Here is a 25565-nt window from a genome sequence, read left to right as displayed (position 1 = left end):
GTGGATGTCGGTGGTGCGGAACGAAAACGAGGCTGGTGCCTTATCCGCTGTTTTCGGTATCGGAGTCCGGCTGGTTGTAGACCGCGTCCCAGACCTGTGAGCGGAGCTCGGAAAATTCGGGGGTCATGCGCAGGTCGTTGTCCCGCGGGTAGGGAAGGCCGACGTCAACCACCTTGTAGATCCTGCCGGGCCGGGCCGCCATGACGATGACCTTCGAGGCCAGATATACGGCTTCGTCGACGTCGTGGGTCACGAACAGGACGGTGCGCCGTTCCCGCCCCCACGTCTCGAGGAGTTGTTCCTGCATATGCACGCGGGTGAGGGCGTCCAGAGCTCCGAAGGGTTCGTCCATGAGCAGGATCTCCGGGTTGACCGCATAGGCGCGGGCAATGGCGCACCGTTGCTTCATCCCGCCGGACAGCTCCTTGGGAAGTGCCTCGGCGAACGCCGTGAGCCCCACCAGTTCCAGATAGTGGTCGACGGTGTGGCGTCGCTGCTTCGCGGGGACTTTCTGTAGTTCCAAACCGAACTCGACGTTCTTGCGTACGGTCAGCCACGGAAACAGTGCGTATTGCTGGAAGATCACCCCGGTGCGCGGGCTCGGACCGGTGACCTCCTCTTCGTCGACGAGGACCCGTCCGCTGGTCGGTTCCAACAGTCCGGCTGCTGCGTTGAGGATGGTGGACTTCCCGCATCCCGAGGGGCCGACGACGGTGACGAACTCCCCGTCGGCGACGTCCAGTGACACATCTTCTACGGCGGTGAAGATCTCTCCGCCGAGCATGAATTCCTGGTGGATGTTTTCGAACTGGATCATCGGCTTGGTGGTCGCACGAGGCATGATCGTCTTCTCTCTATCGTCGTTCTTGCCAGCGCGTGAGGCGGGCCTCAAGCAGCAGGAGGATGCGGTCCATGATCAGCCCCAGCAGACCGATCGCAATCAGGTCCACAAAGATGGTGGGGAGGTCGTAGTACAGCTGCGCCTGTTGCATGCGGAAGCCCAATCCACTGGGTGCGGCGATGAGCTCGGCGGCCACCACGGTGGCCCATGAAGCACCCAAACCCACGCGCATGCCGACGAGGATGAACGGGCTCGACGCCGGCACCACGACTCGTCGGAACACGACGAAGCTGGAAGCTCCCAGAACCCGGGCCGCGTTGATCAGCGTCTTTTCAACGGTCACGACCTCCTGGAACGTCGAGACCACGCAGGTAAGGAACGAGGCCAGGAAGATCACGAAAATCTTCGGTGTCTCGCCGATGCCCATCAGGACGATCGCCAACGGGATGATGGCCAGCGGCGGGACGGTGCGGAAGAACTGGACGTATGGCTCCAGGATGGACCGGAATAACGGGTACCAGCCCATCAGGAAGCCCACGGGGATGGCCAAGAGAACGCCCAGCAGGAAACCGCTCAGCACACGGGCCAGGCTGGCTGCGATATCCGAGATCAAAACCCCTGACTGACCCATTTCCACGCCCTTCGCCGCCACGGCGACGGGCCCGGGGATCACGACCAGACCGCTGGCCGAGACGAGCCACCAGACAGCGATGCCACCGATAACTGCTAGAACGCTGATGATCCGCAAGGTCTGCGTGGACATAGGCTGGCGGGCTTCTTTTCGCGGTGGCCGCGGGCCCGGGGTTTCCTGTGAAGGAATAGTGCCCCGCCCGCTGTCGGCGGGAGCTGTTTGCGATGTCATACAGGTCACACTATCCACTGACGCTACTTACGACAAGCACATTTACCTAAGTCATTTCTGTGCAACAAAAATTCTGGTCGATTCTTATCAAGTTCCGCTAGGCTCCAAGGTATGAATGCCCAGGGTGAACTCTCGACTACCGATAAACGGGTTGTCCAAACACTGCTTCAGGATGGCCCCACGAGTCGTTCTGGTTTGCAGCAGCAGCTGGGTTTTTCGCGTCCCACCATCTCCTCCGCGGTCACTCGTCTCATCGAGCGGGGCCTGTTGGAGGAGGCCGGTCTGGCTGCCTATGGGGCCGGACGCAACGGCAGGCCGCAGGTCCTGTTGCGCCCGCGCAGCACCATTGGAGCCGCGCTGGGAATCGAAGTGGGGCGGGCGCGCGTGGCCGTCACCGTCGCCGCTTTGGACGGAACAGTCCTCGCCCAGAAACTCACCACCTTCGAAGCCGGACCCAGTTTGTCTCACCGGCTAGGTATCGCCCTGCGTTCGGTCCGTGCCCTGATCAGCTCCGGGACCATCACCGCGGATTCGATCATCGGAACGGGTGTGGCGATCTCCGGAAGGCATCTGCCCGCCGCCGATGATCCGGACGCCACCGGCGCAGACCCCGCAGGTTTCCCCCTAGAGCGGCTGCGTCGACTCATCCCCGCCCCGGTCCTCTGGGATAACAACACCCGGTTGGCAGCACTCCGCCATCTGCGGGAGGCCCCTGCCGCGGCCACGACCGGCCTGCTCTACGTCGTCCTCTCGGACGGGATCAGCGCCGGACTGATCGACGGGACCGAGATCTTCCGCGGAGGGCACGGGGCCGCCGGGGAGCTGGGGCACCTGTGCATGGATCCGGCAGGGCCCCTGTGTTGGTGTGGCTCCCGAGGGTGCTTGGAGGCTCTGATCGGTATGGGGGCGATCCTGCGCCGCGCTACCGATCACGGGCTGGAGGTCACCGATCTGTCGGAGCTGTCCGCCCTGGCCGGCGACGGAGAGCAGCGCGCCGTCGAGCTGGTCTCTTGGGCCGGGACGCTGCTGGGTGTGGCATTGTCCAGCGCGACGATGCTCATCGACCCCCGCCGGATCATCCTCAGTGGCCAGTTGGCGCATTTGGGGGTTTCGCTCCACGAAGCTGCCCTCCGGGAACTAACCCGTCGACGCACCGCCGTCTCGCTCCCGGTCCCCGAACTCGTCCTCCACGAAGGCACTCAATACGAGGCCAGCCATGGGGCCGCCCTGCAGGCGCTGCAGCGGTGGGGCACCGATTTCATGGTCGCGATACAGTGACCGCACCCGATCCGAAGGAGAATCCCTTGTCCTGCTGCCATGGTCCGGCCCGCTCCGAGCCAGCCCACACCACCGAGGCTGCTGCTGCCGCCTCTGCCGCACCTGCCGCCGGGCCAGCAACGAAAGAGCATCGCCTGCTCGACACGGTCGAGTTGACCGGCGGAACCTTCAGCATGGGCGACGCCTTTGACGAGGGATACCCCCACGACGGGGAACTTCCGGTCCATGACGTGTCACTCTCGCCGTACTCCATCGATGCCACCACGGTCACCAACACCGAATTCAACCGTTTCGTTCAGGCCACGGGATTCCGCACGGAGTCCGAGGAGTACGGCTACTCGGCGGTCTTCCATCTGCTGGTCGACGCCGATGAGCGGGACATCCTCGGCCGCTCCAGCGACGTGCCCTGGTGGATCACCGTCCGCGGCTCTGATTGGGCGCACCCGCACGGTCCGCGCTCCTCCTGGCGTCAGGAGCCCCACTCGCCGGTGGTCCAGGTGTCCTGGAACGACGCCGTCGCCTACTGCCGGTGGGCCGGACGGTCGCTGCCCACCGAAGCACAGTGGGAACATGCGGCACGCGGGGGCCTGGAATCGCGGCGCTATGCGTGGGGCGACGAGCTGCTCGCCGCCGATGGAGGACACCGGTGCAATATCTGGCAGGGCAGGTTCCCGGTGCAGAACACCCTCGAGGACGGATATCTGGGCCCGGCCCCCACGGGCACCTTCGCCCCCAACGGGTTCGGCCTGTATGAAATGGCAGGCAACGTCTGGGAATGGTGTGCCGACTGGTTCGACCCCGGCTACTACCGCAATTCCCCACGGCAGGATCCTGCGGGTCCGCCCGCGGGGCCCGGGCGGGTCATGCGGGGTGGCTCCTTCCTCTGCCACGATTCCTATTGCAACCGGTACCGGGTCTCCGCCCGCTCGGCCAACACCCCGGATTCGGCCAGCAGCAACCTGGGTTTCCGGACCGTCGCCGACTTTTCGGCGCCGCCGCGCTAAACCAGGGGGTTGGCGGCCCGTCCCTCGGTATTGACCAGTACGACGACGGAGTCTTCCGTGATGCCCAGTTCCCGGCGTCGTGAGGTCTCGGCCAGGGCGTTCCGGGTTCCTGCCAGCGCCGAGGCCCCACAGGGCCCCGCGTCCTGTCCCAACGCCTCGAGGTCCCGGACCGCGCGGCGGCAGTCCGCTTCGGTGACCCCGACGGCGGCGTCCATCCCGGCACGGAACAGCGGCCAGCCCAGCGAGGAGACGGTTCCGCAGTTCAGCCCGGCCATCAGGGTGGGCGCCGAGGTGTCCACGGTGACCGGCGCCCCGGCCTGCAAGGACCGGGTGAGGCAGGCGGCGGAGTCCGGTTCCACCCCGAGCAGTACCGGCCCCTGCCCCGGGCCGGGACGGCTTCGATAATGCTCCACGAGCGACTGGGCCAGGGACCCCACCCCCACCGGGCAGGCCAGCAGATCCGGGCCGGTGCCCCGGGCCTCCAGGGCGTCATCGATTTCGCGGAACAGGGTGGTGTATCCGTCGACGATCCACTGCGGGACCTGGGTGTACCCCTCCCAGGCGGTGTCCTGGATCAGCACATCGCTCTCGCTGCCCTCGACCGAAGCGGCGGCCCTGGCCACGACGTCGTCGTACACTGCCTCCTCTTCCACGAGGCGGGCGCCTTCGCCCCTGATCCCCTCCAGCGCGGCGATTCCGAGTCCAGCAGGAACATGGATTCGGGCCTCCACCCCGAGCAGCCGGGCCATCCGGGCGATGGCCCGGCCGTGGTTCCCATCCGTCGCGGTCACCAGCACCGACTGCGGTGTTGACCCGCTTCCGGCGCGGACCAGGGCAGCCAGCCGGGACAGGGTCATCCCCGCAGGATCCTCGCCCGAGCGCAGGCAGAGGGCCCGGCACACGGCCCAGGAGGCGCCGAGGATCTTGAAGGCCGGCAGCCCCAACCTGCTGGATTCGTCCTTGAGCAGCACGCGCCCGACCCGCAGTTCGGTGGCCAGGGACGGCAGTTCGACCAGCGGCGTAGGCACATGACCGGGCAGGCTGCGGTGGAAGTCCAGTCCCGAGCCCGGTGCTGTGGTCCGCCACCTCTTGGCGGCTGGACGGGAATACCAGGTGCTGGGTTCGCCCATGGTCATGTCTCCCTTGTGGAACGGGACACCGGGCCCGGCATCCCTGACGCGGTGTAGTGCTAGACGGCAGTGTTCTCACCGATGACGGCGGCGATGGCGTCGATTTCGATACGCTTCTCCCCCCGGAACCGGGAGACCTGCACGGTGGTCCTGGGCGGAAGGGAATGTCCTTCCAGCCGGAACAGATAGGCCTCATTGAACTCATCGAATTCATCGAAATCCGCCACGAAAACGGTCAGCTTCAGCAGGCTCGTCAGCGAGGCCCCGGCCTGGGCCAGGACCCCTTCGAGGTGGTCGAAGGCGGCGGCCACCTGATCGGTCATCGTGACCGGGGTGCTGCCATCGGCCAACGTGGGGACCTGTCCGCAGGCGTAGACGACACCGCCGAACACCGCCGCTGCCGAATAGGGGCGGACCTTCGAGTCCTGGTGCCAGTGGCGTTCGATCTCAGGCATTGTCTTCTCCTACCAGATATCCCTCGGCGGCGGCCTTGATGGTCTTCCACAGCCGTGCGTCCACCGGCAGGCCGATGGCCCAGGCGTTTTCGCGTCGTTGCACCAGCTCCTCCGGGGTATGGAGGGCGAAGTTGTCGTCGGGGACCTCGTCCAGGGTGCGGATGAGGGTCCCGGGTTCCGCCCCGCCGGCGGGGACAAAGGCCTCGGAAGTGACCCTGACCTGTCCCACGTAGCCGGCGGGGGTGGCGATACGAGTGCCATGGTGGCTTGCGGTGCCACGAGTGAGCCGAGCGACCATGACCGTCTTCCCACAACGGACTGCCGCGGCCAGTAGCGGGGCGTCTAGCAAACCGGCCTCGAGGTCGATTTCCGGGGCGACGACCACGTTGCCCTCCCGGGCCGTTGCCAGTTCGATGAGCATCGTGCCGTGCATCAGCGGCGCGACGTCAATTTTCGAGTCGATCACGTAACGGTGACCGCCGTCGTATTCGCTCCGTTCAAACGCCAGCGCGGGGGCGCTCCAGTTCAGCTGTTTCAGGCAGTCCAGCAGCTCAGCGAAACCGGTGCCGTAGTGGACCTGGGAGAAAAGCACCTGGTGGGCGGCCGCATGGGCCACCGAAGTGCAGGCCCCGTGGGCCACCATGGCCCGGAAGGCGTACTCCCTGATTTCGCGGACCGCGATGCGCACGATCCGGTCCTCGGTGCCGTCCATGTGTTCCCTCGTTTCGATGTGTTCGGAGATCACTGCCACCATCATGCATCCTTTCCGACGAAGACCTTGTCGAAAAGGTCGAGCCAGTTTTCCCCGAGCACCCCGCGGATGGTGGACTCCTGGAGTCCGACCTTCTGCAGGCCCTCGGTCAATTGCGGGAAATCTTCCGGTCCGGCGAACCAATGCGGCCAGGCCGGCCATTCGGGAGCCGGTTGGGTCGGTGGCTGCCAGCGTCCGTTGCGCAGGTACCCCACATAGTCCTGGCCCCAGTTCCGGGTGCAGTCGCTGCCCAGGCCCACCCGGTCGGGTCCGTAGTCGTCGACCATCCGGGCGACCATGGTGCAGAACTGTTCCAGACTCGTCGTCTCCCCGCCGAGCACGATCGGATACAGGCAGGCCCCGATCATTCCGCCCCGGTCGGTGACGGCACGGATGACTTCGTCGGGTTTGTTCCGCGGGTTGTCCACGAACCAGGTGGGATTCGAATGCGTGATGGCAATGGGTGCCGAGGAGGCCTCGACGGCATCCAACGAGGTGCGGTTGCCGACGTGTGAGAGATCCACCAGCATGCCCACCCGGTTCATCTCGGCGATGATGTTCGCCCCGAATCGGGTCAGACCCGAATCCGAGGGTTCGTAGCAGGAGCCGCCGACCAGGTTCTGGATGTTGTAGGTCAGCTGGGCAATGCGCACCCCCAGCTTGTGGAAGACCTCCACCATCCGGAAGTCATCGCCGAAGGAGCTGGTGTTCTGCAGCCCCATCAGCACGGCCACCCGGCCCTCGGCCTTGGCCCTGCGGATATCCGCGGCGTTGTGGGCGAGGAAGGCCAGATCGGCGTTGCGGGCGGCGAGTTGGTACCAGTCCCCGATCTCCTGCAGCGTTTCCAGGGGTCCGTGGTAGACGGCGCAGGTGGCGTTGACGCCGCTGACACCGCCGTCGATCAGTTCCTGCAGGACGGCACGGTCCCAATTATTGATCTGCAGGCCGTCCACGACGGTGGCCTGTTCATGAAGGGCGCTCATGCCGTTGCCTCCGGGGTGGGGCGCTGAGTGAAGAGCCAGTCATCGGTGATGCTGCCGTCCTTCAGATCGGCGATCCGCGGACCGCCGGAGAGCAGTGTCACGCGCAGCCAGTCGGTGGACTGCGGCGTGTAGTTTTCCATGCCGTAGACCGAGAGCTGGTAGCGCTGGACGTTCAACGGCAGGAATTCGGCACCGCGCAGATTATCGTGGACCTCGCCGTAGGCCAGCGGCCCGATGTTCTGGACCCGGGCGGTGAACTGGCGGTGCCAGGGGTGGGACAGCAGGAACTCGGCCACGCTGGTCCCGGCGTCGGCGGCCAGGAGGTCGCGGCGCAGTTCGGCGACGGCACGGGCAATATCGACGCCGTGTTGGACGTTCTCCCCGGGGTCCCGTCCGTGCACTCCCCTGCGTGGTTCCTCGTTGTCCGCCGAGGAGAACCAGAAGTAGCGGTTCTGGGCCGGATCGGCGAAGTCGTGGTCGGCCACCCACTCGTAGTCGGTGTCGATGAGGTGGGCCAGTTCCGCGCAGCTCATGCCCGGAGCCAAGGGCCTGGACTCATCACAGCGCAGCCGGGCTTCTACTTCCGCGTCGAGGTCGCCGGTCAGTTCGGTGAGGATCGTGGCGACGAGACCACGCTCCTCGGGCCCGGAGGCGGCGGCCGCCGCGTGCAGGGCCTTCCAGATCCGGTTCGTCTCGGTACCCCGGAAGCTCCCGGTGGAGGACCAGCGACGCAGATCCTCCAGCAGCGGACGCACCCGGTCTGCCAGTTCCGGTCCCGGCAGGAACGGCTGGGAGACATCCAGGTCCTGCTCCTCGAGGTAGTCCATGGCGCGGTCGAACAGTTCAAGCACCCGGACCACCTCCGGGTCCGTGGTTTCGGTGCTGCGACCGGTGACCTCGGCCAGCGGCAGCTCGCGCAGTTCGGCCCACGCGTTGAGCACCTCGGGGTGGTTGATGGCGTAGGGCACCATGCCCAGACCCGTCGCGTTGCCCATGCCGAGGTAGTGGCGCCAGCCCCCGGTCAGGGTGGCGGCGTCAGGGTTGCGGTGCCGGGCACAGGCCTCGACGAGGTTGTAGCTGAATTCGCGCAGCAACCAGGCCGAGAGCATATGCGCCCGGTAGGGGGCCGAGAAGGGGTGGGCGTCGGTGAGGTGTTCGTAGTCGGCCAGACCGCATTTGCCGTTGCTGTAGAACGCGGTGCTGCGGATGACATACGGCGACCCCCCGAATTTCGCGCTGTCGGGCTGTTCACCGTGGGCCAGGCGATCGGCGACGTATTCAAAGAACCGTTCGCTGCGGTTGGCGCGGGTCCAGATGATCGAGCCGGGTTCGGCCCGGCCACGCTCCTGCAGCGGGACCTGGGTCCGGAGCCGGGCCAACCGCTCCTCATCGACGGTTCCCTCCACCAGGGCAGCGGTGATGTCCCACGCCTTGGCGATCACCCGGTCGGTGTGTTCGCCGGTCTTCTGCGAGAAGATGACGAAGCTGAACGTCATGGATTCGGCACGAATCCGGTAGACGGCGTCTCCGCAGCCATCGGCGTCGATGTCGAAGTGGGTGCGTTTGATCTTCCACCCCCGGGCCGTGGCGCGGCGGATCATGGTGCGGATGAAGCTGTGCCGGGTGGCGCGGGCTCCTCCCATGTCGGCGGGGTCCATCACTTCACGTGCGGGGCGCAGCTCCGAGGGCGACGGCAGTCGCAGCGCCGGTTCGCTGATCGATGCGGACATTTTTCATGCTCCTTCCGGTGCCAGGCGCAGGTAGGCCGTCTTGGTGAGGGTGAAGAAGTCGGAGGCGGCGTCGCTGTTCTGCTCGCGCGGACCCGGCTGGGAGGAGTCGCGCAGGCCACCGAACGGTGCATGGACCTCGGAGCCGGTGGAGGGGCCGTTGACCTTGATCAGCCCGGCCACCAGGTCGTTGAGGCAGCGCCGGATGGAACGCTCGTCGCTGGTGAACACGGAGGCGGTCAGACCGAATTCGGTGGCATTGGCCAGTTCGATGGCCTCCTCCAGGGATTCGGCGCGCAACAGGGTGGTCACGGGCCCGAAGACCTCTTCGCGGCAAATGGTCAGCTCGCTGGTGCCACCGAGCAGGGTGGGGGCCACGAAATGTCCCTCCGCGTCGGGGATCGGTGCACGCGCCAGGACCTGGGCGCCTTCGGCTTCGGCCTGCTGGACGGCCTCGTCGATATCACGGCGGGCGCGCTCGTTGACGACGGGTCCGATGCCGGCTCCTGCGTCGGTGCCGGCGCCCACATTCAGTGCGTTGAACCGTTTGACCAGTTCATCCCGGAGCTGGTCGTGGATGGCTCCCACGGCGATGACGCGGCGGGTGGCCGTGCACTTCTGGCCGGTGCTGCCGGTGGCCGCGGCGGTGATGAAGTCGGCGGCGGTGGCAAGATCGGCATCGGGCAGCACGATGGCGGCATTATGTCCACCGAGTTCCATCTGCAGCTTCGCTCCGCGTAGGACCGTCTTTTCGCGGATCCGGTGTCCGACCTCCACGGATCCGGTGAAGGTGACGGCGTCGGCCCGTGGATCGGCCACGAGTTCCGAGCCCAGGGCCCCGGGGCCGAGCAGCAGGTTCAACACACCTGCCGGGACTCCGGCTTCTTCAAGGATCTCGGCGAACATCACGGCGGTGGCCGGGGTGTCGCTGGCTGTCTTCCACACGACCGTGTTGCCCCAGAGCAGTGCCGGGGCGATCTTCCAGGCAGGGATCTGCAGCGGGAAGTTCCAGGGGGTGATCACCGCAACGGTGCCCAACGGCCTGCGGATCGTGCGGACCACTTCGTCCGGGTTGGCCGAGGGGTAGACCGCTGCGTTGGCCCGACGGGCCGACCCTGCGTTGTAGTACAGGGTTTCAATGCTGGCCCCGACTTCGCCGCGGGAGTCGGCCAGGATCTTGCCCTGCTCGCGGGTCATCAGTTGGGCGACCTCTTCGGCACGGCGGCCGAGGATCTCGGCGGCGCGGCGCAGGATGTTCCCGCGGGCGATGATGCCCATCCGGTCCCAGCCGGCGGCGGCCTGCGTGGCTGCGTCCAGGGCGTGGTCGAGCTCGGTGGACGTGGCCGTGGCGTACTGCGCCACCACTTCCTGGGGCAACGCCGGGTTGGAACTGGTGGCAGCCGGGCCGCTTCCTTCCACCCACTGGCCGTTGATGAGTTGCTTCAGGCCAAGGGTCTGCTGTCCGGGGTTGGTCACGCTGATGCTCCTTCGTTCTGCGGTGGTGCTCGTCATGTCTTTGAGGCTACGGCGCTATTTGATCGGCGTGAAGTATCTATTGCTTATGTATTGATCATCAATAACACTTAGTTCATATGGAGATCCGTCAATTGCGCTACTTCGTGGCGGTGGCCGAGGAAATGCATTTCAACCGGGCGGCAGCACGCCTGCTTATCGCCCAGCCGGCGCTGAGCCAGCAGATCCAACGACTGGAACGGGAGCTGAAGACCCGGCTGTTCACCCGCACCACCCGATCGGTGGAACTGACCGAGACCGGCAAGGTCCTGCTGGTGGCTGCCCGCAAGGTGATCCTGGAGTCCGAGCAGGCACTGCGCAGCATCGAACAGGCGGTGGAAGGCCGGACCGGCCTGCTTCGCGTGGGTTTCGTGGGGTCGGCGGCCCTGAATCTCATCCCCCGGATCGTCCCGCCGCTGCGCATCCAATATCCGGGTCTGGAGTTGGAACTCCACGAGTTGACCACCGAACAACAGCTCGGGGCGCTGGAGTCGGGGACCCTCGATGTGGGCATCGTGCGCGATGTCGAGTCGCTGCCGGGCATCACCGCCCGCGAACTGACCCGCGAGCCCCTCATCGTCGCGCTTCCGGACGACCATCCGTTGGCCCGCCGGCCCTCCCTGGCCCTGGCCGACCTGTCGGAGGCCGGCTTCGTGGTCTTCCCCCGCGACCAGGTTTCGCGGCTCTATGACGTCATTTCTGCTTTATGCCTGCACGCTGGATTCCGCCTGCGCGTCGCCCAGGAGGCCATCCAGTTCCCGACGATCCTGGGTTTGGTGGCCGCCAAGACAGGTATCGCCGTCGTGCCCGAAGGAATGCGCGCCCTCCAGCTGGCCGGGCTGCGCTATGTGCCCTTGACCGACACCACGGCCACCTCGACCGTTTCGCTGATCGTCAAGACCGACCGGGCCGAGACCCCCCTGATCGCCCGGTTCACCGACGCCGCCACCGGTTTCGCCAGCACCGAGGCCACGGTTGGCTGAACCGTGGCCCCTGCCTGGGTGCATGCCGGCCGGACTATTCCTTGGAGGTCGGCAGCTTCGTGGTGGTCGCCGATTCCTTCTCCCCGGCCTGCTCCCCCACGGCTTCCTGCGTCGGGCCCGAACCTCGCGGGTGGATGACTCCCTGTTCGATGGCCATCCGCCGGGCATAGATCGGGGCGGCGAACACCGAGGGCAGCATCAGGAAGCCGACCGGGACCGCGGTGATCACGATGAAGGACTGCAGTCCGGAGATGCCGCCATCACCGATGGCGATCAACACGGCTGCCGCCACCCCCATCATCACGGCCCACGTGGCGCGCAGCTTGGTCGACGGTTCACCGGAAATGGTGCAGGACTGGGCAATGGCGAAGGACATGGAGTCCGTCGTCGTGGCCACGAACGTCACCGTCAGCAGCAGGAACGCACCACCGACCAGACCGGAGAGCGGAAGCTGGGCCGCGATGGACATCACCACCGCCGGTAGTCCGTCCGATTCGTAGGCGGCGCCCACGCTTCCGGGGTTCTGCTGCTCGAACATGATGCCGGTTCCGCCCAGGACGCTGAACCAGACGGTGGTCAACACCGGCGGGATCACTGCCGTGCAGATGATCAGATCGCGGATGGTCCGGCCGCGGGAGATCCGGGCCACGAAGATGGCCATCAGCGGCCCGTAGCCCAGGAACCAGCCGAAGAAGAAGACCGTCCACCCCGAGAGCCAGGTCGGGTCTCCCTGGTAGACGGACATGCCCACGAAGTTGCCGATGTAGGTGCCGAAGCCGCCCAGGAAGGCCTTGAAGACGTAGCCGGCCGAGCCGAGGACGACCACGGCGGCCATCAGGGCGATCGCCAGCCAGACGTTGGCCCTGCTGAGGATCTGGATGCCCTTGTTCAGCCCGGAGGACACCGAAAGCGCCGCGATGCCGGTCAACACGGCGATGACGATCAGCTGGGTGGCGTAGTTGTTGGGGATCCCGGTCATTTCGGCTAGCCCGTAGGAGACCTGCAGGCCCAGGAACCCGACCGGTCCCACGGTGCCGGCGACGACGGCGATGATCGCCACGACGTCGGCGACGGTGCCGATCCAGCTGTGGAGGACCTTCTTGCCCATGATCGGGTAGAGCAGCGTACGCGGGCGCAGCGGCATGCCCTTGGAGTGGGCGTGGGTGATCACGATGGCGCCCAGGGTGCCCAGGATGGCCCAGGCCAGGAAGCCCCAGTCCACGAAGCTCTGCGCCAGGGCCGCGCTGGCCTGGTCGCTCTCGGATTCGAGGCTGTCCCCGTAGTAGGGCGGGGAAGCGATGTAGTGGGCGATCGGCTCGGCCGCGGCCCAGAACACGCCACCGCCGGCCAGCAGGGTGCACATGATCATGGAGACCCATTTGAACCGGGTGAATTCCGGTTTCCCGGTGCTCAGCCGTGCCTTCGCGTAGGGGGTGAAGGCCAGGATGATCGCCACGAAGAAGGTGATCAGCAGCAGGTACTGCCAGTAGGCGCCGAACCATTTGGCGGCACCGCTGAAACCGGAGTTGATGACGTTGGCGGTCCAGTCGGGGAATCCGAGGCTTGCCGCGACGAAGAGGACGACGATGCCGATGCTGATGCCGGCGACCTTGCGGTCAAGCCCCGCAGCCAAAGCGGAGGGAGGCGCATCAGCCTCGGGGGTGGTCAGGGGGGTGGGCTCAGTCATGTGTGTCTCACTTAGCTGATTGAACGCAGCCGGGTGCGAAGCGACTACCGAATAAAGTTCTTGGAGACCCGCGCCATGGTGCGCGTTCGGCACGCGGACTGCGGCACAGTCCGGCCACCCGGGTCAGGAAGGGGTTCCCCGGGATTGCTCCCGGAAAATGGCAAACCTATACGTTAGCATTTTTTCGTCGGTTGGACCCAATCGGCCTCCTGGCCACACCCCTCACCCGACCACGCACGACGCCTCCGGCGGCCCGTGGGAGCGGGGGCGTCGGAGGCGTCGTGGTGGACCGGAAGAGGCTAGCTCCAGATATCGTCTCCGCGCAGCGAGGCGTCTGCGCCGCCATCGGCGTAGATCGTCTGACCGGTGACGTGCGTATTTTCCACGCTCGTCAACCAGGCCAGCAGCCGGGCCAGCACGATCGATTCCGAGTGGTAATTCAACGGCATCGGCACGTGCTGATCCACCATGGCCCGGCCTTCGGGGGTGGAGAGCAGCTCAGTGGTCATCGGGGAGATCACGGTGCCCGGTGCGATCGCATTCAACGGGATGCCGGCGCCGGCGTACCGCTCGGTGATGCAGGCCCGACGCACCCAGCGGGAGAGGGCCCGCTTGCTGGAGGGGTAGTTCAGGTAGCCCTGCTCGGGGCCGGCCTCGGCCAGTGCGGTGCCGATCTCCACCGCGCGGTCCTCGTCCCCGGCGAGCAACGCGTCGACCAGCTCGGGGGAATTGGGCTGCAGCGAGGCCATGGAGCTGACGACGACGGCTCGGGGGGAATCGCTGTTGGCCAGGGTCGGTGCCAGCTGATCGAGGAACTCGGTAACCCCGAAGTAGTTGACCTTCACGGTGAGCGGTTTGGGCATGGAGATCCCGGCGCAGGCGATGACGGCGTCGATGCGGCCTTCGGCCAGGTCTATGGCGCGTTCGACGCCCGAGCTGCGGCCCTCGGGGGTGCTCAGATCGGCATCGATCTCTGCCCCCTTCAGGTCCACGCCGATGACGATTTCCCCGCGTTCGCGCAGCAATTGCGCGGTGGCGGCTCCGATGCCCGATCCGGCTCCGGTGATGGCATAGGTACGGCTCATGGTGTTCCTCCTGTGGTGGGTGGTTCGGTGGTTCCGAGCGTTCCTGCGAAGGATGTTGAGGCGACGGCAAAACGTTCGAGCAAGGTCACGAACGTCCGCCGGTCGGCTTCGCTCCATCCTTCAAGTAATTCGTCGACCATCCCGTCTCCGGCTTTCACGAAAGCCGCGGCGACGTGCTCTCCTGCGGGCGTCAGCTGCACTCGCTGAGCCCGGGCATCGTCGGGGTCGGCGGCCCTGACGACCAGCCCGGCCTCGGAGAGGCGCCGGATGATCTTGCTGATGTTGGAGGGTCCGGTCACCAGGTGGGCGGCGAGCGCCGAGGGGCGTTGGGGGCCCTTCTGGGCGATCACGGTGACCATGACGATCGCCGGCGGGTCCAGATGGACTCCTTCACGGGCGGCGACCCCTGTGAGGAATCCTGGCGCCGTCCATTCGCCCAGGATGCGGGTCAGGGCGGCAATCAGTGCCGGCCGGTAGTCCGTCTCGTTAGTCGTCATGGACGGTTCCACCATCGACGGGCAGCACGACGCCGGTCACGAAACTGGCTTCGTCGCTGAGGAGCCAGGCCACGGCGTTGGCGATCTCCTCGGGCTGGCCCAGGCGTTTCATCGGGATCTTGGAGCTGTGCTCCGCCTTGGCCTCCGCCGGCAAGGAGGCCAGCGAGGCCGTTTCGATGGCGCCGGGGGCGACGGCATTGACCCGGATGCCAGCTGGCGCATTTTCCATGGCGACGCTGCGGGTCAGGCTGACCACTCCGTGCTTGGAGGCGCCGTAGGGGGTCAGCATGGGCGTGGACTGCACTCCGGCGATCGAGGCGACGTTGACGATGGAGCCACTCCCCTGAGAGCGGAAGTGTCCGATCTGGGATTTCATCGCCAGGAAGGTACCGCGCAGAGTGACTGACATGACGCGGTCGAAGTCGGAGTTCTCGGTCTCTTCGATCCGGCGTGGCATGACGCCGATGCCTGCGTTGTTTACCGCGAGGTGAAGCCCGCCAAAGGTCTTCACGGCGACGTCGATCAGGCCTGCGACTTCCTCCGGATCGGCGACGTTGGCCCGCTGGTAGACGGCCCGTCCTCCGGCTTCGACGATTTCGGCGACCACCGCTTCACCGGCCTCGTCATTGATATCCGAAACGACGACCGCGGCGCCTTCGGCGGCCAACCGGGTGGCGATGGCCTGGCCGATTCCCGCGCCGGCTGCCGTCACCAGTGCCACTTTGTCTTCGAAAAGCATGTCCGTTTCCTACTTCCCGGTCGCTGCCTGCAGCAGTGGCCTTCTTTGATGTCTTGAGGACACAATATCATCTTTACTGTCGAGAAGACAGTAAATAATGATCGGGCTCTTCGGTTCCCTGACGGGGCTGCTGCCCTGCGTGGCCAGGAACACCCCGTCATAAGCAGTCCACGTTCCCCCGCCCGCCCGCAGCGGCGATAGCATCAGCCCATGCCCGAGAGCCGTTCCGCCGCAGATCACGGCCACGCGTTCAGGTTCCCGGCCCTGCTGCTCACCGCATTGGCGCTGCTGTCGATGGCCGGTCCGGTCGCCACCGACCTCTATCTGCCGGCCTTCCCCGCAATGGCCCGCGAGTTCGGGGTCAACGCCTCGTCCGTCCAGCTGACCCTGACCGGTTTCCTGCTGGGCATGGGAGGCGGCCAACTACTCTTCGGACCGCTCTCGGACCGGTTCGGGCGGGTCCGGCCGCTACTCATCGGCTCCTCGGTCTTCGTCCTGTCCTCGGTCGCGGTCGCACTGGCGCCCACGATCGAGACCCTCACCGCGTTCAGATTCCTCCAAGGCCTCAGTGCGGCAGCCGGCGTCGTCCTCTCCCGCGCCGTCATCTCCGACCGGGCCGTGGGAGGCCAGGCCGCCCGGCTGTTCTCCATCATGATGACCATCAGCGGCGTCGCCCCGGCGGTGGCCCCGTCCGTGGGCAGCCTGATCTTCATCACCTCGGGCTGGCGGGCCGTGTTGTGGGCGATCACCGCGATGTCGGTGGTGATGCTGCTCGGCGCCCTCTGGCAGGTCCGCGAGACACTGCCGGTCTCCCATCGCCGCACCGGACCGCTGTTCGGCGGGCTGGCGGTGGCGATCCGACATCGCCGGTTCGTGGGCTACATCGTGCTGTTCGGGGCGGCCTTCGGGATCCTCATGGGCTACATCTCCGCCTCTCCCTTCCTCTACCAGGGGGTCCTGGGCCTGAGTCCCGGAACCTTCGCGCTGCTCTTCGGGGCCAACGCCCTGGGCATGATGAGCACCGGCCTGGTTTCCGCCCGGCTGGCCACCCGGATCCCATTGCGCAACACCGTCACCGTGGCGGTGACCACCCTGGTGGCCGTGGCCGTGGCCTTCACCCTCTGCGCCCTGTTCGGGGCCCCGGGCTGGACCCTGGCGGTATTGATCTTCGCCACCACCTGCAGCATCGGGTTCGTCATGGGCAACACCACCTCGCTGGCCTTGGCCGAGGTCAGGCACGTCTCCGGCAGCGGTTCCGCCTGGCTTGGCGGGGCCCAGTTCACGCTCGGGGCGATCGTCTCCCCCTTGGGTGGTCTCGGCGGTTCAACCAGCGCCGTGCCCCTCGGATTCGTCCTGCTCGGATGTTCCCTGCTGGCCGCCGGCGCCCTTTTCGCCACCTCGGACCGTTTCCACTCCGAGGCCACCGGATGAGCCGGCCGGCCGCGGTCCGCCCCGCCCTGCCGTGGGTGATCGCCGGGATCGTCATGGTCGCGTTGAGTCTGCGCGCCCCGATCATCGCCCCCACCGCGGTGATCGCCGACATCCGCGAAGGCACCGGGCTCAGTGCCGCCGGGGCGGGCCTGCTGACCGGCCTGCCGGTGCTCCTCTTCGCGTTGGCCACCCCGCTGGCGTCGCGGGTGATCCGCCGTTTCGGCCCCGAAACCACGATCGTGCTCTGCCTGGCCGGGATCATGGCCGGCACGCTCATCCGCTCCTCGGGGCCGGCCCTGGTGGTGCTCGGCGGCACCGCGGTCATCGGCGCCGCCATGACGCTGGGCAATATCGCTGTCCCGGTGCTGATCCGCCGGGACGTCCCCTGGAATAAGGTCTCCTCGGCGACGGCCGCCTATTCGGCCACGATGAATGTCGGCTCGATGGCGACCCTGCTGGGCACCGCACCGTTGGCCGGGGTGGCCGGCTGGAGGTGGGCGATCGCCGCCTGGTCGATCGTCACCGCCGTCGGACTCATCTATTGGGTCCTGCGACGGCGCAACGCCCCGGGGGCCCCGGTTTCCTCCGGCATGGCGAGCAAGACGACTGGCCCGGCGGCGGCCCCGGCCCGCACCCCGGAACAGCGGGCCCACACCCAGCGCATCGTGGCGCTGCTAGTCTTCGCGTTCTGCGGGCAGTCGGCGGCCTACTACGCCACCACGGCGTGGCTGCCGTTGCTGCTCACCGAAACCCGCGACCTGGCCCCGGCGGCCTCGGGAGCGTCGGCCTCGCTGTTCCAGGTCGCCGCGATCCTCGGCGCCTTCGGGGTCCCGTTGCTGGCGAACCGCACCCGACTGTCGGTGGCGGCGATCGTCGTGGCGGTCTTCTGGATCACCCTGCCGGTGGGGCTGTTGATCGCCCCGCAGGCCTTCGTGCTCTGGTCGATCATCGGCGGCATCGCCCAGGGCGGCGGGTTCACCGTGATCTTCTCCGTCATCCCCCGCATCTCGCATTCCGACGCCGAAGCGGCCTCGGTCTCGGCCCGCATCCAGGGTGGCGGTTATCTCGCGGCGACCGCAGCCCCGCCGTTGGCCGGCTGGCTAAACACCCTCACCGGGGGCTGGACGGCCCCGCTGGTGTTGGTTCTGGTGGCCACACTGACCTACACGACCGGTGCCGTGACCGCGGCCCGGCTCTCCGACCGGGACTGACCCCGGCCGCAGGCCAAACGCAGGACTATCTGCTATTCACCGCCAGCGAGGCCCCGAACCCCAGCAGTGCGACTCCCGCGCCGCGGTCGGTCCAGCGGATGAAGCCCGGCTTCTGGAAGGTTCCCCGGGCCAGATGGGTTCCGTTGATGAGCAGCGAGAACCAGATCAGCGCCAACAGGTTGTGCACCCCGGCCAGCGCAATGCCCATGAGCAGTGTCGAGGTTCCTGCGGGGATGAACTGCGGGATCATCGCGATGTAGAAGACCCCGACCTTGGGGTTGAGCAGGTTCGTGCCCGCACCCTTGGCCCAGGAGAACAGCAGCCCTCGGCTGGCCCGCGCGACGGGTTGATCGGCAACGACCGTGGGTGGGGTGCGACCCAGCGAACGCCAGAGCATGGTCGCGCCCAGCCAGGCCATATACAGGGCACCGACCAGTTTGAGGATCGTGAACGCCGTTTCGGAGGCGGCCAGCAAGGCCGATGCCCCGACGGCAGCGGCAATGCCCCAGAGCATGGCACCCGAGTTGACGCCCAACGCGGTCGCGTAGCCATGGCGGCGTCCTTGGCTGATCGAAGCGCGCAGCACCAGCACGGTGTCCAGCCCCGGGATGATGGTCAACAGGGCGGCCACGACGGCGAAGGACAGCAGGGCCGATTCGATGCTCACGACTGCCATGCTAGGGCCACCGCAGCCAGGACCGCATCCGGCACGTCGCCGGGCGGGCCATCTGGAAGCAGACTACCTAGAAACCGCGCCCCGGCGTCGTGCTGTGGTCTTCGGAGAGATCATCGAACTCGGCGTCGATGGCGTTGGCGTTGGCGTTCCGATCTTTTTTGATCACCGCGGACACCACCCCCGCGACCATTGCTAGACCAAGAATGTTCATGACGATCGTAAAGACCATGGCCGACGCCCTCCCCAGTTGTTGATACGTTCTCGCAGGCGACAGAATTCATCCAAGAACCTGTCTTAAGCCCCAAGGTACAGTCTCGACCCGCCCGGCAGGGGAGGCAAGGCCGCCAGATGTCGAACCGTGACCAAGGCAACCCTGCAGGTACCGCCTTAGCGCAGAATCTGGACGGCAGCAGGCACAACGTCGATCAGTACCGCCCCGCTGCCGACCATTCCCTCGGTTTCGCCATCGCCCCCGTAAAGAATCGCCGGCTCGGCCGAGAGTGTGATGGATCTGCCGCGGAAGGTGTGCACCGTGGGCAAGTCGACGTGGGTACCTCCGTAGACCTTCGGCAAGGCCCGGATCATGTCCAGCCGGCCGAAGGCCTCAATCACCACGATGTCCAAGAGTCCATCGTCGATGCTGGCTTCCGGGGCAATGCGCATACCCGAGCCGTAGTAGGCCGAATTGGCAACGGCCACGCAGGCCGCTTTGAAGATCCGCTCGGTCCCGTCGATGCCCACGGTCAACCGGGTGGGACGGAACGTGGCCAAGGCGTACAGGCCGTTCAGCGGATACTGCCACGACCGTGGCAGCCAGTGCCCGCGGGCGACCCGGTCGGCGACCACTGCGTCGATGCCTGCGTAGATCGAACCCGCCACCACTCGTGAGGTGCCGTCGGGGGCGGTGGTGGTGATGAGGTCGGTTTCCGCGGGTTCCTCGTCGAGCAGGATGGTTGCCACGGCGTGAGGATCCGTGGGCAATCCCAGCATCCTGGCGAAGTCGTTGCCCCGTCCGGCGGGGATGACCCCCAGGATCCCGCCGAGCCGGGCCACTTCTCCGGCGAGCGCCGAGACGGTCCCGTCACCTCCGACAGCGACCACCACATCGCCGCGGATGACGGCCTGGGCAAGGGCTCTTTTGCCCTCCGCCGGCCCCGAGGGGGCCACGGTTTCGACCCGGGCCCCGGACTCGCGTAGGATCCGCTCCACGCGGGCGGCCGCGGCCAGAGGGTCGCCGCTGCCGGCAGCCCGGTTGACCAGGAGGGTAAAGGATCGATTCACGCGGACCAGACTACGGTGCCGCGGGCGGCCCGCCGCTTTTCGCGTGCCGCGGTTGCTGTCGCCTCAGTCGGCGGTTCCGGGGAGTGCTGGTGCTTGCGAGCGGTAGACGTGTCCTGTCGGCGTTGTGGTTTCCACCGTGTGCCGGGCTCCGGCGACCTTGCGGGAGTGCCAGTTCAGCGCTTCCTTCGTGTGGTTGCAGCGGACACAGGTTCCCTGCCCGTTTTCCGCGACGGTCGCCCCGCCTCCGGCCCAGGCCAGGATGTGATCCATATGCCGGATGGGAGCATCGCACCACGGGCGGGTGCAGGTCTGGTCCCGTACTTCAATGAAGCGCCGCAAGCCGCGCGGGAACAGTCTGGCCCGCGAATCCAGGCCCACGAGTTCCCCCGTGGCAGGCGCCGTATAGAGCCGTCGGATCCAGGCCAGGGAGTCGGGCCCGGGCGGCGCGTTGGACTCTTGCCCGTCGGTGGGTTCCTGGGGTGTCGCTGTCGACAGACGGGCAGCCCGAGTCGCTTCGCGGATCATGTCCCGGGCGACCTGCGCCGGAACGACCCCATAGCCCTGCAGGTGTGCCGGTTCCGCATCGCCCTGGAACAGCGTCCGGTCCGTCATCACCAGCTGGAGCTCCACGCGCATACCCTCGGCCCGCTGCTGCCCGGTGACCCGTTCCACCAACGTGTCGGCCATGACCTGGCCGCGACTGCGCGCATCCCCGGTTGCCGTCGCGAGATCCGCGGCCCGGGTCAGTGCCTTCAGCACCGCAACCCCCTGGCCCACGGGCAGGGACCCGGTCAGGATGGCCATGGTATCCGGGGCCGGACGTAGGCTCACATGCCGGTCCCCCACGGCCCGGCGGGCGCGTTCGACCGCCGCCTCCGGGCTGGCCTGCTCGGCCAGATGCCGGGCCATGGCCTTCAGCTTCCGATTTCCGACCCCCTCGATGGTGCGCGGATCGGCCATCAAGGCCGCATCGACCTTCTTCCGGTCGTCCAACTCCAGGCAGGCGGTCTCACCCACCAGCAACGTGGCGCGCCACTCGCTGATCTCCCCGGCGCGGAACGCCTCATGGGTATGGGGCATTTCATCCACCATGGCCCGGGCGAAGCCCAGGAGCCGGGAGCCCTCATGCGGGGACTCGCGCCGGGCCAATGCCACCTGCGCACCGACCCCCTGCCCACGCTTTTCGGGGTCGACACCGGCGGCCGCTTCGCGTCTGACCACCCGCTCACGCAGGGCCACGGCCACCCGTGCCTGATAGGCACCGGCAGCCGACTTCACCGCTTCCAACCCGGAAAGCAGATCCACCAGACCCGCTTCGCCCAGCCGGGTTCCCCCGAGCGCCAGGGCCACCCTCACCGCCTCGATCCGGGCGAGCGCGGGCTCCGCAACCGCCGCGGCGTCGGACACCCCGGGGGAGCCCGGGGCTCCGCCGGCATTTTCTCCTACCTCATACTCGAACATGTATTCGAGTTTAGTTTTCTTCCTCCGACCCCATCCCGACGGGATCCCGCCTGTGCACAGCCATCACCGGCACGGCGCCTGTGGAGGGGACGAACAGGGCTCCTGTACTTCACCGGGAGCTTATGCGTACGTTGGCTGGAAGGGGATGCCACCCCGCCCATCCGACCAGGAAGAGGATGATTTCCATGCCACAGATCACCGGAGCCGACGGAAACACGCTGAACTACGAGGACACGGCGGGCGAAGGCCGTCCAGTCGTCCTGATCCACGGCTGGCCGCTCGATGGCACCTCCTGGGCCAACCAGGCGGGCCCCCTGGCCGAGAAGGGCCATCGCGTCATCACCTATGACCGCCGGGGCTTCGGCGCCTCCGAGCCGGCCGCACGCTACGACTACGACGCGCTGGCCGCCGACGTCGCGGCACTACTGGAGGGGCTTGACCTCAAGGACGTCACCCTCGTCGGGTTCTCCATGGGTGGCGGCGAGGTCGCCCGCTACGTCTCGGCCCACGGCGAGCAACGCCTCCACTCGATCATCTTCGCCGCGGGGGTGCCGCCCTTCCTGCTCAAGACCGACGGGAACCCGGACGGTCCGCTGGAGGAGGCGCAAGCCAACGAGATGAAGTCCCAACTGACAGCGGACCGCAACGCCTTCTTCGAGGGGTTCACCCCCGGCTTCTACTCGGCCGGGGACCAGTTGTGCGTCAGCGAGGACCAGCTGAAGGAAACCATCGCCGTGTCCTGCCGGTCCAACGAGGCGGCCGCAGTGGCCTGCATGGATGCCTTCGGCACCACCGACTTCCGCGAGGACCTGCCCAGCATCACGGTGCCTACACTCGTGATCCACGGCGATAGCGACGGCGTCGTACCCTTCGAAGGCTCTGGCCAGCGCACCCACGAAGCCATCGGCCACAGCGAGCTCGTCGTCATCGAGGGAGCACCCCACGGACTCATCGTGTCCCACGCCGGGGAATTCAACTCCGCGCTGCTGGACTTCCTCGATCGCTAGCCGACACATCTGTCTGGAGGCCCACGGTCGTTGTGATCCCCCGCAGGGGGTGTGAGACTGGGCCCTGACCCGTCGACTCCAAGGAGGGGTGTGATGCCGAAAACCGGCCTCGAGAAGGAACGTTTCGCCGCATCCCTGGACCTGCCGGGGGCCGGCTCATGAGCGAGGCCCCGCCCCGCTCATTGGCCCGCGGCCTCACCACGGCCAGTCGCTGGACCGCCAAGTCCCTGGTGCTGGTCGTCGGGTTGGTGGTGTTGTGGCTGCTGCTGCGCACCTTATGGGCGGTGGTCTTCCCTTTGTTGCTGGCCCTGCTGCTGTCCTCGTTGTTGTGGCCGCTATGCCGGGGACTCCACCGGGCAATGCCCCGCGCGCTGGCCGCCCTGCTGTCGTTGCTGGTGTTGTTGGCCGTCGTGGCGGGCGTCATCTGGGCGGCCATCCCCGCCCTCGGTTCAGGGACCCGCCGCCTGGGCGCACTCGCCCAGGAGAACCTCACCAGCTTCACCACGCAACTGCGCGATTTGCCGCTGGATCTGAGCGGGGTGGACCTGCAGCAGAACCTGGAGGACATCCTGGGCTGGGTGGGCGGCCGCTGGCAGGACATCCTGTTCGGCATCGCCTCGGGTCTGGGATCGGTGACCAGCCTCATCGTCGTGCTGCTGCTGACCCTGGTGCTGACCTTCTTCTGCCTCAAGGACGGCGAGCGCTTCCTGCCCTGGGTGTTCCACTGGACCTCGCCGGAGACCCACGTCCATGCCGGACGTCTGGGCGAACAGGCCTGGCAGGCCCTGTCCGCCTACCTGAAGACGCAGATCATCGTGGCCCTGGTCGACGCCGTCTTCATCGGGTTGGGCCTGTGGCTGCTGGACGTCCCGCTGGCCTTCCCGCTGGCGCTGCTGATCTTCTTCGCCGGATTCATCCCCGTGATCGGCGCCGTCTCCACCGGCCTGCTGGCCACCCTGGTGGCTCTGCTGGCGCACGGCTGGGCCACCGCACTGGCGACCCTGGTGGTGGTGCTGGCGGTCCAGCAGCTCGAGGCGAACCTGCTGCAGCCCTACATCGTGGGCAAGGCCCTGCATCTGCATCCGGCCGTCGTCATCGGGGCCGTCACACTCGGCTTCACTCTCTTCGGCATCATCGGGGCCTTCCTCGCCGTGCCGGTGACCGCCGTTGCAGTCGTCGTCCTGCGCTACCTGCGCGAACAAACCCAACCCGCTCCCCCACCGGAAGCCCCCGAGACGCCCTCGGACGCGGCCGACGAGGATCCGGCGTCACCCACCCCGGCATGACGAACCAACCTTCCGGTTGGTAAAGTAAGGGCATGAGTGCCGATACCCGCGACCAGATCATCGATTCCTCCCTGCGCCTGCTACGCCAGGGGGACACGGTCTCCCTGGAATCGGCGGCCCGCGAGGCTGGGCTGACCAAACCCGGGCTGATGTACCACTTCCGGACCAAGGAAGCGCTCATGCTCGGGCTGGTCGACGCGGTGATCGATCAATGGGTCGTCGAACTTTCGGCCCGTCTGGGAGATACCCCGGAACAGGCCACGGCCACCGACCGGGTCACGGCCTATCTGGAATGGACACTGGAGCGGAACTTCGACGCCTCCGATCTGGTGATGCTCACCGATCCGCGACTACGCGACCCGCTGACCGAACGGTGGAGTGAACGCTTCGGCCCGTGGTTCGCCGTGCCCGACGGCGCATCGGCGGCCCTGCGCGGACGGTTGGCAGCGGTCAGGCTGTTGGCCGACGGCATCTGGTTCGCCAGCGCCACCGACATCCTGCCCCCAGCGCAGGACGAGCTGGAGACCATCCGCACCGCCGCCGTCTCACTGTTGGAGGACCAGCCATGAAGAAGTGGCTTCTGTTGACCGGGGCCATCCTCACCGAGGTCACCGGCTCGGTGTCACTGAAGGCCGCCGTCGAACACCCCGGCTGGTATTTCCTCACCGCCGTCGGATTCGTGGTGGCCTTCGTCTTCCTCGCCGCCGTCCTGCGCGAAGGGATGCCCTTGGGCGTGGCCTACGGCATCTGGGGTGCCAGCGGTGTCGCCCTGACTGCTGCACTGTCGGCAATCATCTTCGGCGAACCATTGACGGCCACCATGCTCGCCGGGATGGGGCTGATCATTGCCGGGGTGCTGACCATCGAACTCGGTTCCCAACGCGCCGCGGAGCGTGCACATGAACAGCAAGGGACTCCAGCATGATCGGCTGGGTCCTGTTGGGTGCGGCCATCGTCAGTGAAGTCGCCGGCACCTTGTCCTTGCGCATGGCCACGTCCGGGAGTCGCCGTTGGTACGGTGCCGTCGCCGTCGGCTACCTCGTCGCCTTCTCCTGCCTGGCCCTGGCACTGCAGACCGGGCTGGCCCTCGGCGTCGCCTACGGGATCTGGGCCGCCGTGGGGGTGGCGTTGACCGCTCTGGCCAGCAAGGTCCTCTTCGGTGAACCGCTGAACTGGGTCATGACCTGCGGCATCATCCTGATCATCGGGGGTGTGCTCCTGGTCGAAACCGGGGCCGCAGCCTAGGAAGCTACCGATCGGCTCCCGTCGGCGCGGTCCGCCGGAACCCCGGCCCACACCTGCAGGGCGGCCCAGGCTGCTGCCGTGAACGGGACCGCGAGGATGGCCCCGAGAACCCCGGCGACCACGGCGCCGGTGGCCAGCGCGAGCAGGACCACCAACGGGTGGATCTGGAGCGTGCGGCCCATCACCACCGGCTGCAGCAGATTGCCTTCGAGCTGGTTCACCACGACCACCACCACCAGGACGATCACTGCCGCCACCGGGCCGACACCCAAAAGTGCGACGACGGAGGCCAGGATCCCGGTGACCGTGGCACCCAGGATGGGGATGAAGGCCCCGATGACCTCGAAGATCACTTCCCACAGCGAAGCGCCGTTGTCTTTGTCGAAACACTAGTTCTTCAGTACTTTTGAGTTTTTCAACTTAACGTTGCTTA

27 protein-coding genes are annotated in these 25565 nt (G+C 66.9%); 10 read left to right on the top strand and 17 right to left on the bottom strand.

Annotated features, from left to right (window positions below; all coding sequences use genetic code 11):
* Positions 1 to 40: 40 nt before the first annotated feature.
* Both AC3ZI9_RS02250 and AC3ZI9_RS02245 read right to left on the bottom strand, forming a co-directional pair.
* A complete protein-coding gene (locus AC3ZI9_RS02250; RefSeq protein WP_086994322.1) occupies positions 41 to 841 on the bottom strand; it encodes an ABC transporter ATP-binding protein in 801 nt (266 codons plus the stop codon).
* 13 nt (positions 842 to 854) lie between these two features.
* Positions 855 to 1604, bottom strand: a complete 750-nt coding sequence (locus AC3ZI9_RS02245; protein WP_443384030.1) for an ABC transporter permease — start codon at positions 1602 to 1604, stop codon at positions 855 to 857.
* Positions 1605 to 1814: 210 nt separating this feature from the next.
* Between AC3ZI9_RS02245 and AC3ZI9_RS02240 the strand changes: the two genes are divergently transcribed.
* Both AC3ZI9_RS02240 and AC3ZI9_RS02235 read left to right on the top strand, forming a co-directional pair.
* On the top strand, positions 1815 to 2981 hold the full coding sequence (locus AC3ZI9_RS02240) for an ROK family protein (protein WP_443384029.1): 1167 nt from the start codon (positions 1815 to 1817) through the stop codon (positions 2979 to 2981).
* The gene (locus tag AC3ZI9_RS02235) at positions 2978 to 3985 is read left to right on the top strand and encodes a formylglycine-generating enzyme family protein (RefSeq protein WP_489923803.1); all 1008 of its coding nucleotides are present in this window, start codon (positions 2978 to 2980) and stop codon (positions 3983 to 3985) included. Before AC3ZI9_RS02240 ends, AC3ZI9_RS02235 begins: the two co-directional genes overlap by 4 nt.
* Here the strand turns inward: AC3ZI9_RS02235 and AC3ZI9_RS02230 are convergent.
* From AC3ZI9_RS02230 to AC3ZI9_RS02205, 6 genes are read right to left on the bottom strand one after another with little or no spacing between them, the layout of a single operon-like run.
* Positions 3982 to 5115 (bottom strand): diaminopropionate ammonia-lyase, encoded by a 1134-nt coding sequence (locus AC3ZI9_RS02230; protein WP_444566990.1) that lies wholly within the window; start codon positions 5113 to 5115, stop codon positions 3982 to 3984. The two genes, AC3ZI9_RS02235 and AC3ZI9_RS02230, sit on opposite strands and share 4 nt — an antisense overlap.
* Before the next feature lie 59 nt (positions 5116 to 5174).
* Positions 5175 to 5570, bottom strand: coding sequence for a RidA family protein (locus AC3ZI9_RS02225; RefSeq protein WP_444566991.1), 396 nt, complete (start codon positions 5568 to 5570; stop codon positions 5175 to 5177).
* Positions 5563 to 6327 (bottom strand): hypothetical protein, encoded by a 765-nt coding sequence (locus AC3ZI9_RS02220; RefSeq protein ID WP_444566992.1) that lies wholly within the window; start codon positions 6325 to 6327, stop codon positions 5563 to 5565. The genes AC3ZI9_RS02225 and AC3ZI9_RS02220 overlap by 8 nt, the downstream gene beginning before the upstream one ends.
* Positions 6324 to 7304 carry a membrane dipeptidase gene (locus tag AC3ZI9_RS02215; RefSeq protein ID WP_444566993.1) on the bottom strand — a complete coding sequence of 327 codons (981 nt, stop codon included), beginning with the start codon at positions 7302 to 7304 and terminating at the stop codon, positions 6324 to 6326. The genes AC3ZI9_RS02220 and AC3ZI9_RS02215 overlap by 4 nt, the downstream gene beginning before the upstream one ends.
* Complete coding sequence (locus AC3ZI9_RS02210; RefSeq protein ID WP_443384023.1) at positions 7301 to 9034, bottom strand: hypothetical protein; 1734 nt, start codon at positions 9032 to 9034, stop codon at positions 7301 to 7303. Before AC3ZI9_RS02210 ends, AC3ZI9_RS02215 begins: the two co-directional genes overlap by 4 nt.
* 3 nt (positions 9035 to 9037) lie before the next feature.
* Positions 9038 to 10543: an aldehyde dehydrogenase family protein gene (locus tag AC3ZI9_RS02205; RefSeq protein ID WP_444566994.1), complete on the bottom strand. Its 1506-nt coding sequence runs from the start codon at positions 10541 to 10543 to the stop codon at positions 9038 to 9040.
* 80 nt (positions 10544 to 10623) lie between these two features.
* Here AC3ZI9_RS02205 and AC3ZI9_RS02200 point away from each other — a divergent pair, with 80 nt between their 5' ends.
* Positions 10624 to 11526 carry a LysR family transcriptional regulator gene (locus AC3ZI9_RS02200; RefSeq protein ID WP_443384021.1) on the top strand — a complete coding sequence of 301 codons (903 nt, stop codon included), beginning with the start codon at positions 10624 to 10626 and terminating at the stop codon, positions 11524 to 11526.
* A 34-nt stretch (positions 11527 to 11560) separates the two neighbouring features.
* On the opposite strand, the gene AC3ZI9_RS02195 is transcribed toward AC3ZI9_RS02200, so the two are convergent.
* The 4 genes from AC3ZI9_RS02195 to AC3ZI9_RS02180 all read right to left on the bottom strand — a co-directional run bounded on the left by AC3ZI9_RS02195 (position 11561) and on the right by AC3ZI9_RS02180 (position 15534).
* Positions 11561 to 13213, bottom strand: a complete 1653-nt coding sequence (locus AC3ZI9_RS02195; protein ID WP_489923802.1) for a BCCT family transporter — start codon at positions 13211 to 13213, stop codon at positions 11561 to 11563.
* 299 nt (positions 13214 to 13512) lie between these two features.
* On the bottom strand, positions 13513 to 14298 hold the full coding sequence (locus tag AC3ZI9_RS02190) for an SDR family oxidoreductase (protein WP_443384019.1): 786 nt from the start codon (positions 14296 to 14298) through the stop codon (positions 13513 to 13515).
* Positions 14295 to 14795, bottom strand: coding sequence for a MarR family winged helix-turn-helix transcriptional regulator (locus AC3ZI9_RS02185; protein ID WP_489923801.1), 501 nt, complete (start codon positions 14793 to 14795; stop codon positions 14295 to 14297). The genes AC3ZI9_RS02190 and AC3ZI9_RS02185 overlap by 4 nt, the downstream gene beginning before the upstream one ends.
* The gene (locus AC3ZI9_RS02180) at positions 14785 to 15534 is read right to left on the bottom strand and encodes an SDR family NAD(P)-dependent oxidoreductase (protein WP_489923800.1); all 750 of its coding nucleotides are present in this window, start codon (positions 15532 to 15534) and stop codon (positions 14785 to 14787) included. Before AC3ZI9_RS02180 ends, AC3ZI9_RS02185 begins: the two co-directional genes overlap by 11 nt.
* A 210-nt stretch (positions 15535 to 15744) precedes the next feature.
* Between AC3ZI9_RS02180 and AC3ZI9_RS02175 the strand changes: the two genes are divergently transcribed.
* Together AC3ZI9_RS02175 and AC3ZI9_RS02170 are read left to right on the top strand one after the other, a co-directional pair.
* Entirely contained in the window at positions 15745 to 16965 is a 1221-nt protein-coding gene (locus AC3ZI9_RS02175; RefSeq protein WP_444555158.1) for a multidrug effflux MFS transporter, read from the top strand.
* Positions 16962 to 18176, top strand: coding sequence for an MFS transporter (locus tag AC3ZI9_RS02170; RefSeq protein ID WP_444555157.1), 1215 nt, complete (start codon positions 16962 to 16964; stop codon positions 18174 to 18176). Before AC3ZI9_RS02175 ends, AC3ZI9_RS02170 begins: the two co-directional genes overlap by 4 nt.
* A 25-nt stretch (positions 18177 to 18201) precedes the next feature.
* Here AC3ZI9_RS02170 and AC3ZI9_RS02165 read toward each other — a convergent pair whose 3' ends face one another.
* The 4 genes from AC3ZI9_RS02165 to AC3ZI9_RS02150 all read right to left on the bottom strand — a co-directional run bounded on the left by AC3ZI9_RS02165 (position 18202) and on the right by AC3ZI9_RS02150 (position 21594).
* Positions 18202 to 18852, bottom strand: coding sequence for a LysE family translocator (locus tag AC3ZI9_RS02165; RefSeq protein ID WP_444555156.1), 651 nt, complete (start codon positions 18850 to 18852; stop codon positions 18202 to 18204).
* Between the two features lie 67 nt (positions 18853 to 18919).
* A complete protein-coding gene (locus AC3ZI9_RS02160) occupies positions 18920 to 19081 on the bottom strand; it encodes a hypothetical protein (RefSeq protein WP_441380806.1) in 162 nt (53 codons plus the stop codon).
* 158 nt (positions 19082 to 19239) lie between these two features.
* Positions 19240 to 20133, bottom strand: coding sequence for a diacylglycerol/lipid kinase family protein (locus AC3ZI9_RS02155; RefSeq protein ID WP_444555155.1), 894 nt, complete (start codon positions 20131 to 20133; stop codon positions 19240 to 19242).
* A 63-nt stretch (positions 20134 to 20196) separates the two neighbouring features.
* Positions 20197 to 21594 carry an HNH endonuclease gene (locus tag AC3ZI9_RS02150; protein ID WP_444555154.1) on the bottom strand — a complete coding sequence of 466 codons (1398 nt, stop codon included), beginning with the start codon at positions 21592 to 21594 and terminating at the stop codon, positions 20197 to 20199.
* Positions 21595 to 21779: 185 nt separating this feature from the next.
* Between AC3ZI9_RS02150 and AC3ZI9_RS02145 the strand changes: the two genes are divergently transcribed.
* The 5 genes from AC3ZI9_RS02145 (at position 21780) to AC3ZI9_RS02125 (ending at position 25132) form a co-directional block, all read left to right on the top strand.
* Positions 21780 to 22601 carry an alpha/beta fold hydrolase gene (locus AC3ZI9_RS02145; RefSeq protein ID WP_444555153.1) on the top strand — a complete coding sequence of 274 codons (822 nt, stop codon included), beginning with the start codon at positions 21780 to 21782 and terminating at the stop codon, positions 22599 to 22601.
* A gap of 158 nt (positions 22602 to 22759) precedes the next feature.
* Positions 22760 to 23887: an AI-2E family transporter gene (locus AC3ZI9_RS02140; protein ID WP_087000793.1), complete on the top strand. Its 1128-nt coding sequence runs from the start codon at positions 22760 to 22762 to the stop codon at positions 23885 to 23887.
* A 32-nt stretch (positions 23888 to 23919) separates the two neighbouring features.
* A complete protein-coding gene (locus tag AC3ZI9_RS02135; protein ID WP_087000791.1) occupies positions 23920 to 24456 on the top strand; it encodes a TetR/AcrR family transcriptional regulator in 537 nt (178 codons plus the stop codon).
* Entirely contained in the window at positions 24453 to 24812 is a 360-nt protein-coding gene (locus AC3ZI9_RS02130; protein ID WP_087000789.1) for a DMT family transporter, read from the top strand. Before AC3ZI9_RS02135 ends, AC3ZI9_RS02130 begins: the two co-directional genes overlap by 4 nt.
* Positions 24809 to 25132, top strand: a complete 324-nt coding sequence (locus tag AC3ZI9_RS02125) for a DMT family transporter (protein ID WP_443390151.1) — start codon at positions 24809 to 24811, stop codon at positions 25130 to 25132. Before AC3ZI9_RS02130 ends, AC3ZI9_RS02125 begins: the two co-directional genes overlap by 4 nt.
* Here AC3ZI9_RS02125 and AC3ZI9_RS02120 read toward each other — a convergent pair.
* The gene (locus tag AC3ZI9_RS02120) at positions 25129 to 25485 is read right to left on the bottom strand and encodes an AI-2E family transporter (protein WP_443390150.1); all 357 of its coding nucleotides are present in this window, start codon (positions 25483 to 25485) and stop codon (positions 25129 to 25131) included. The two genes, AC3ZI9_RS02125 and AC3ZI9_RS02120, sit on opposite strands and share 4 nt — an antisense overlap.
* Positions 25486 to 25565 lie beyond the last annotated feature (80 nt).

It is taken from the genome of Arthrobacter sp. AOP36-F1-5, from assembly GCF_058137995.1.
The sequence above is the reverse complement of the archived record's forward strand: the minus strand, read 5'-3'. Positions and strand labels throughout refer to the sequence as shown.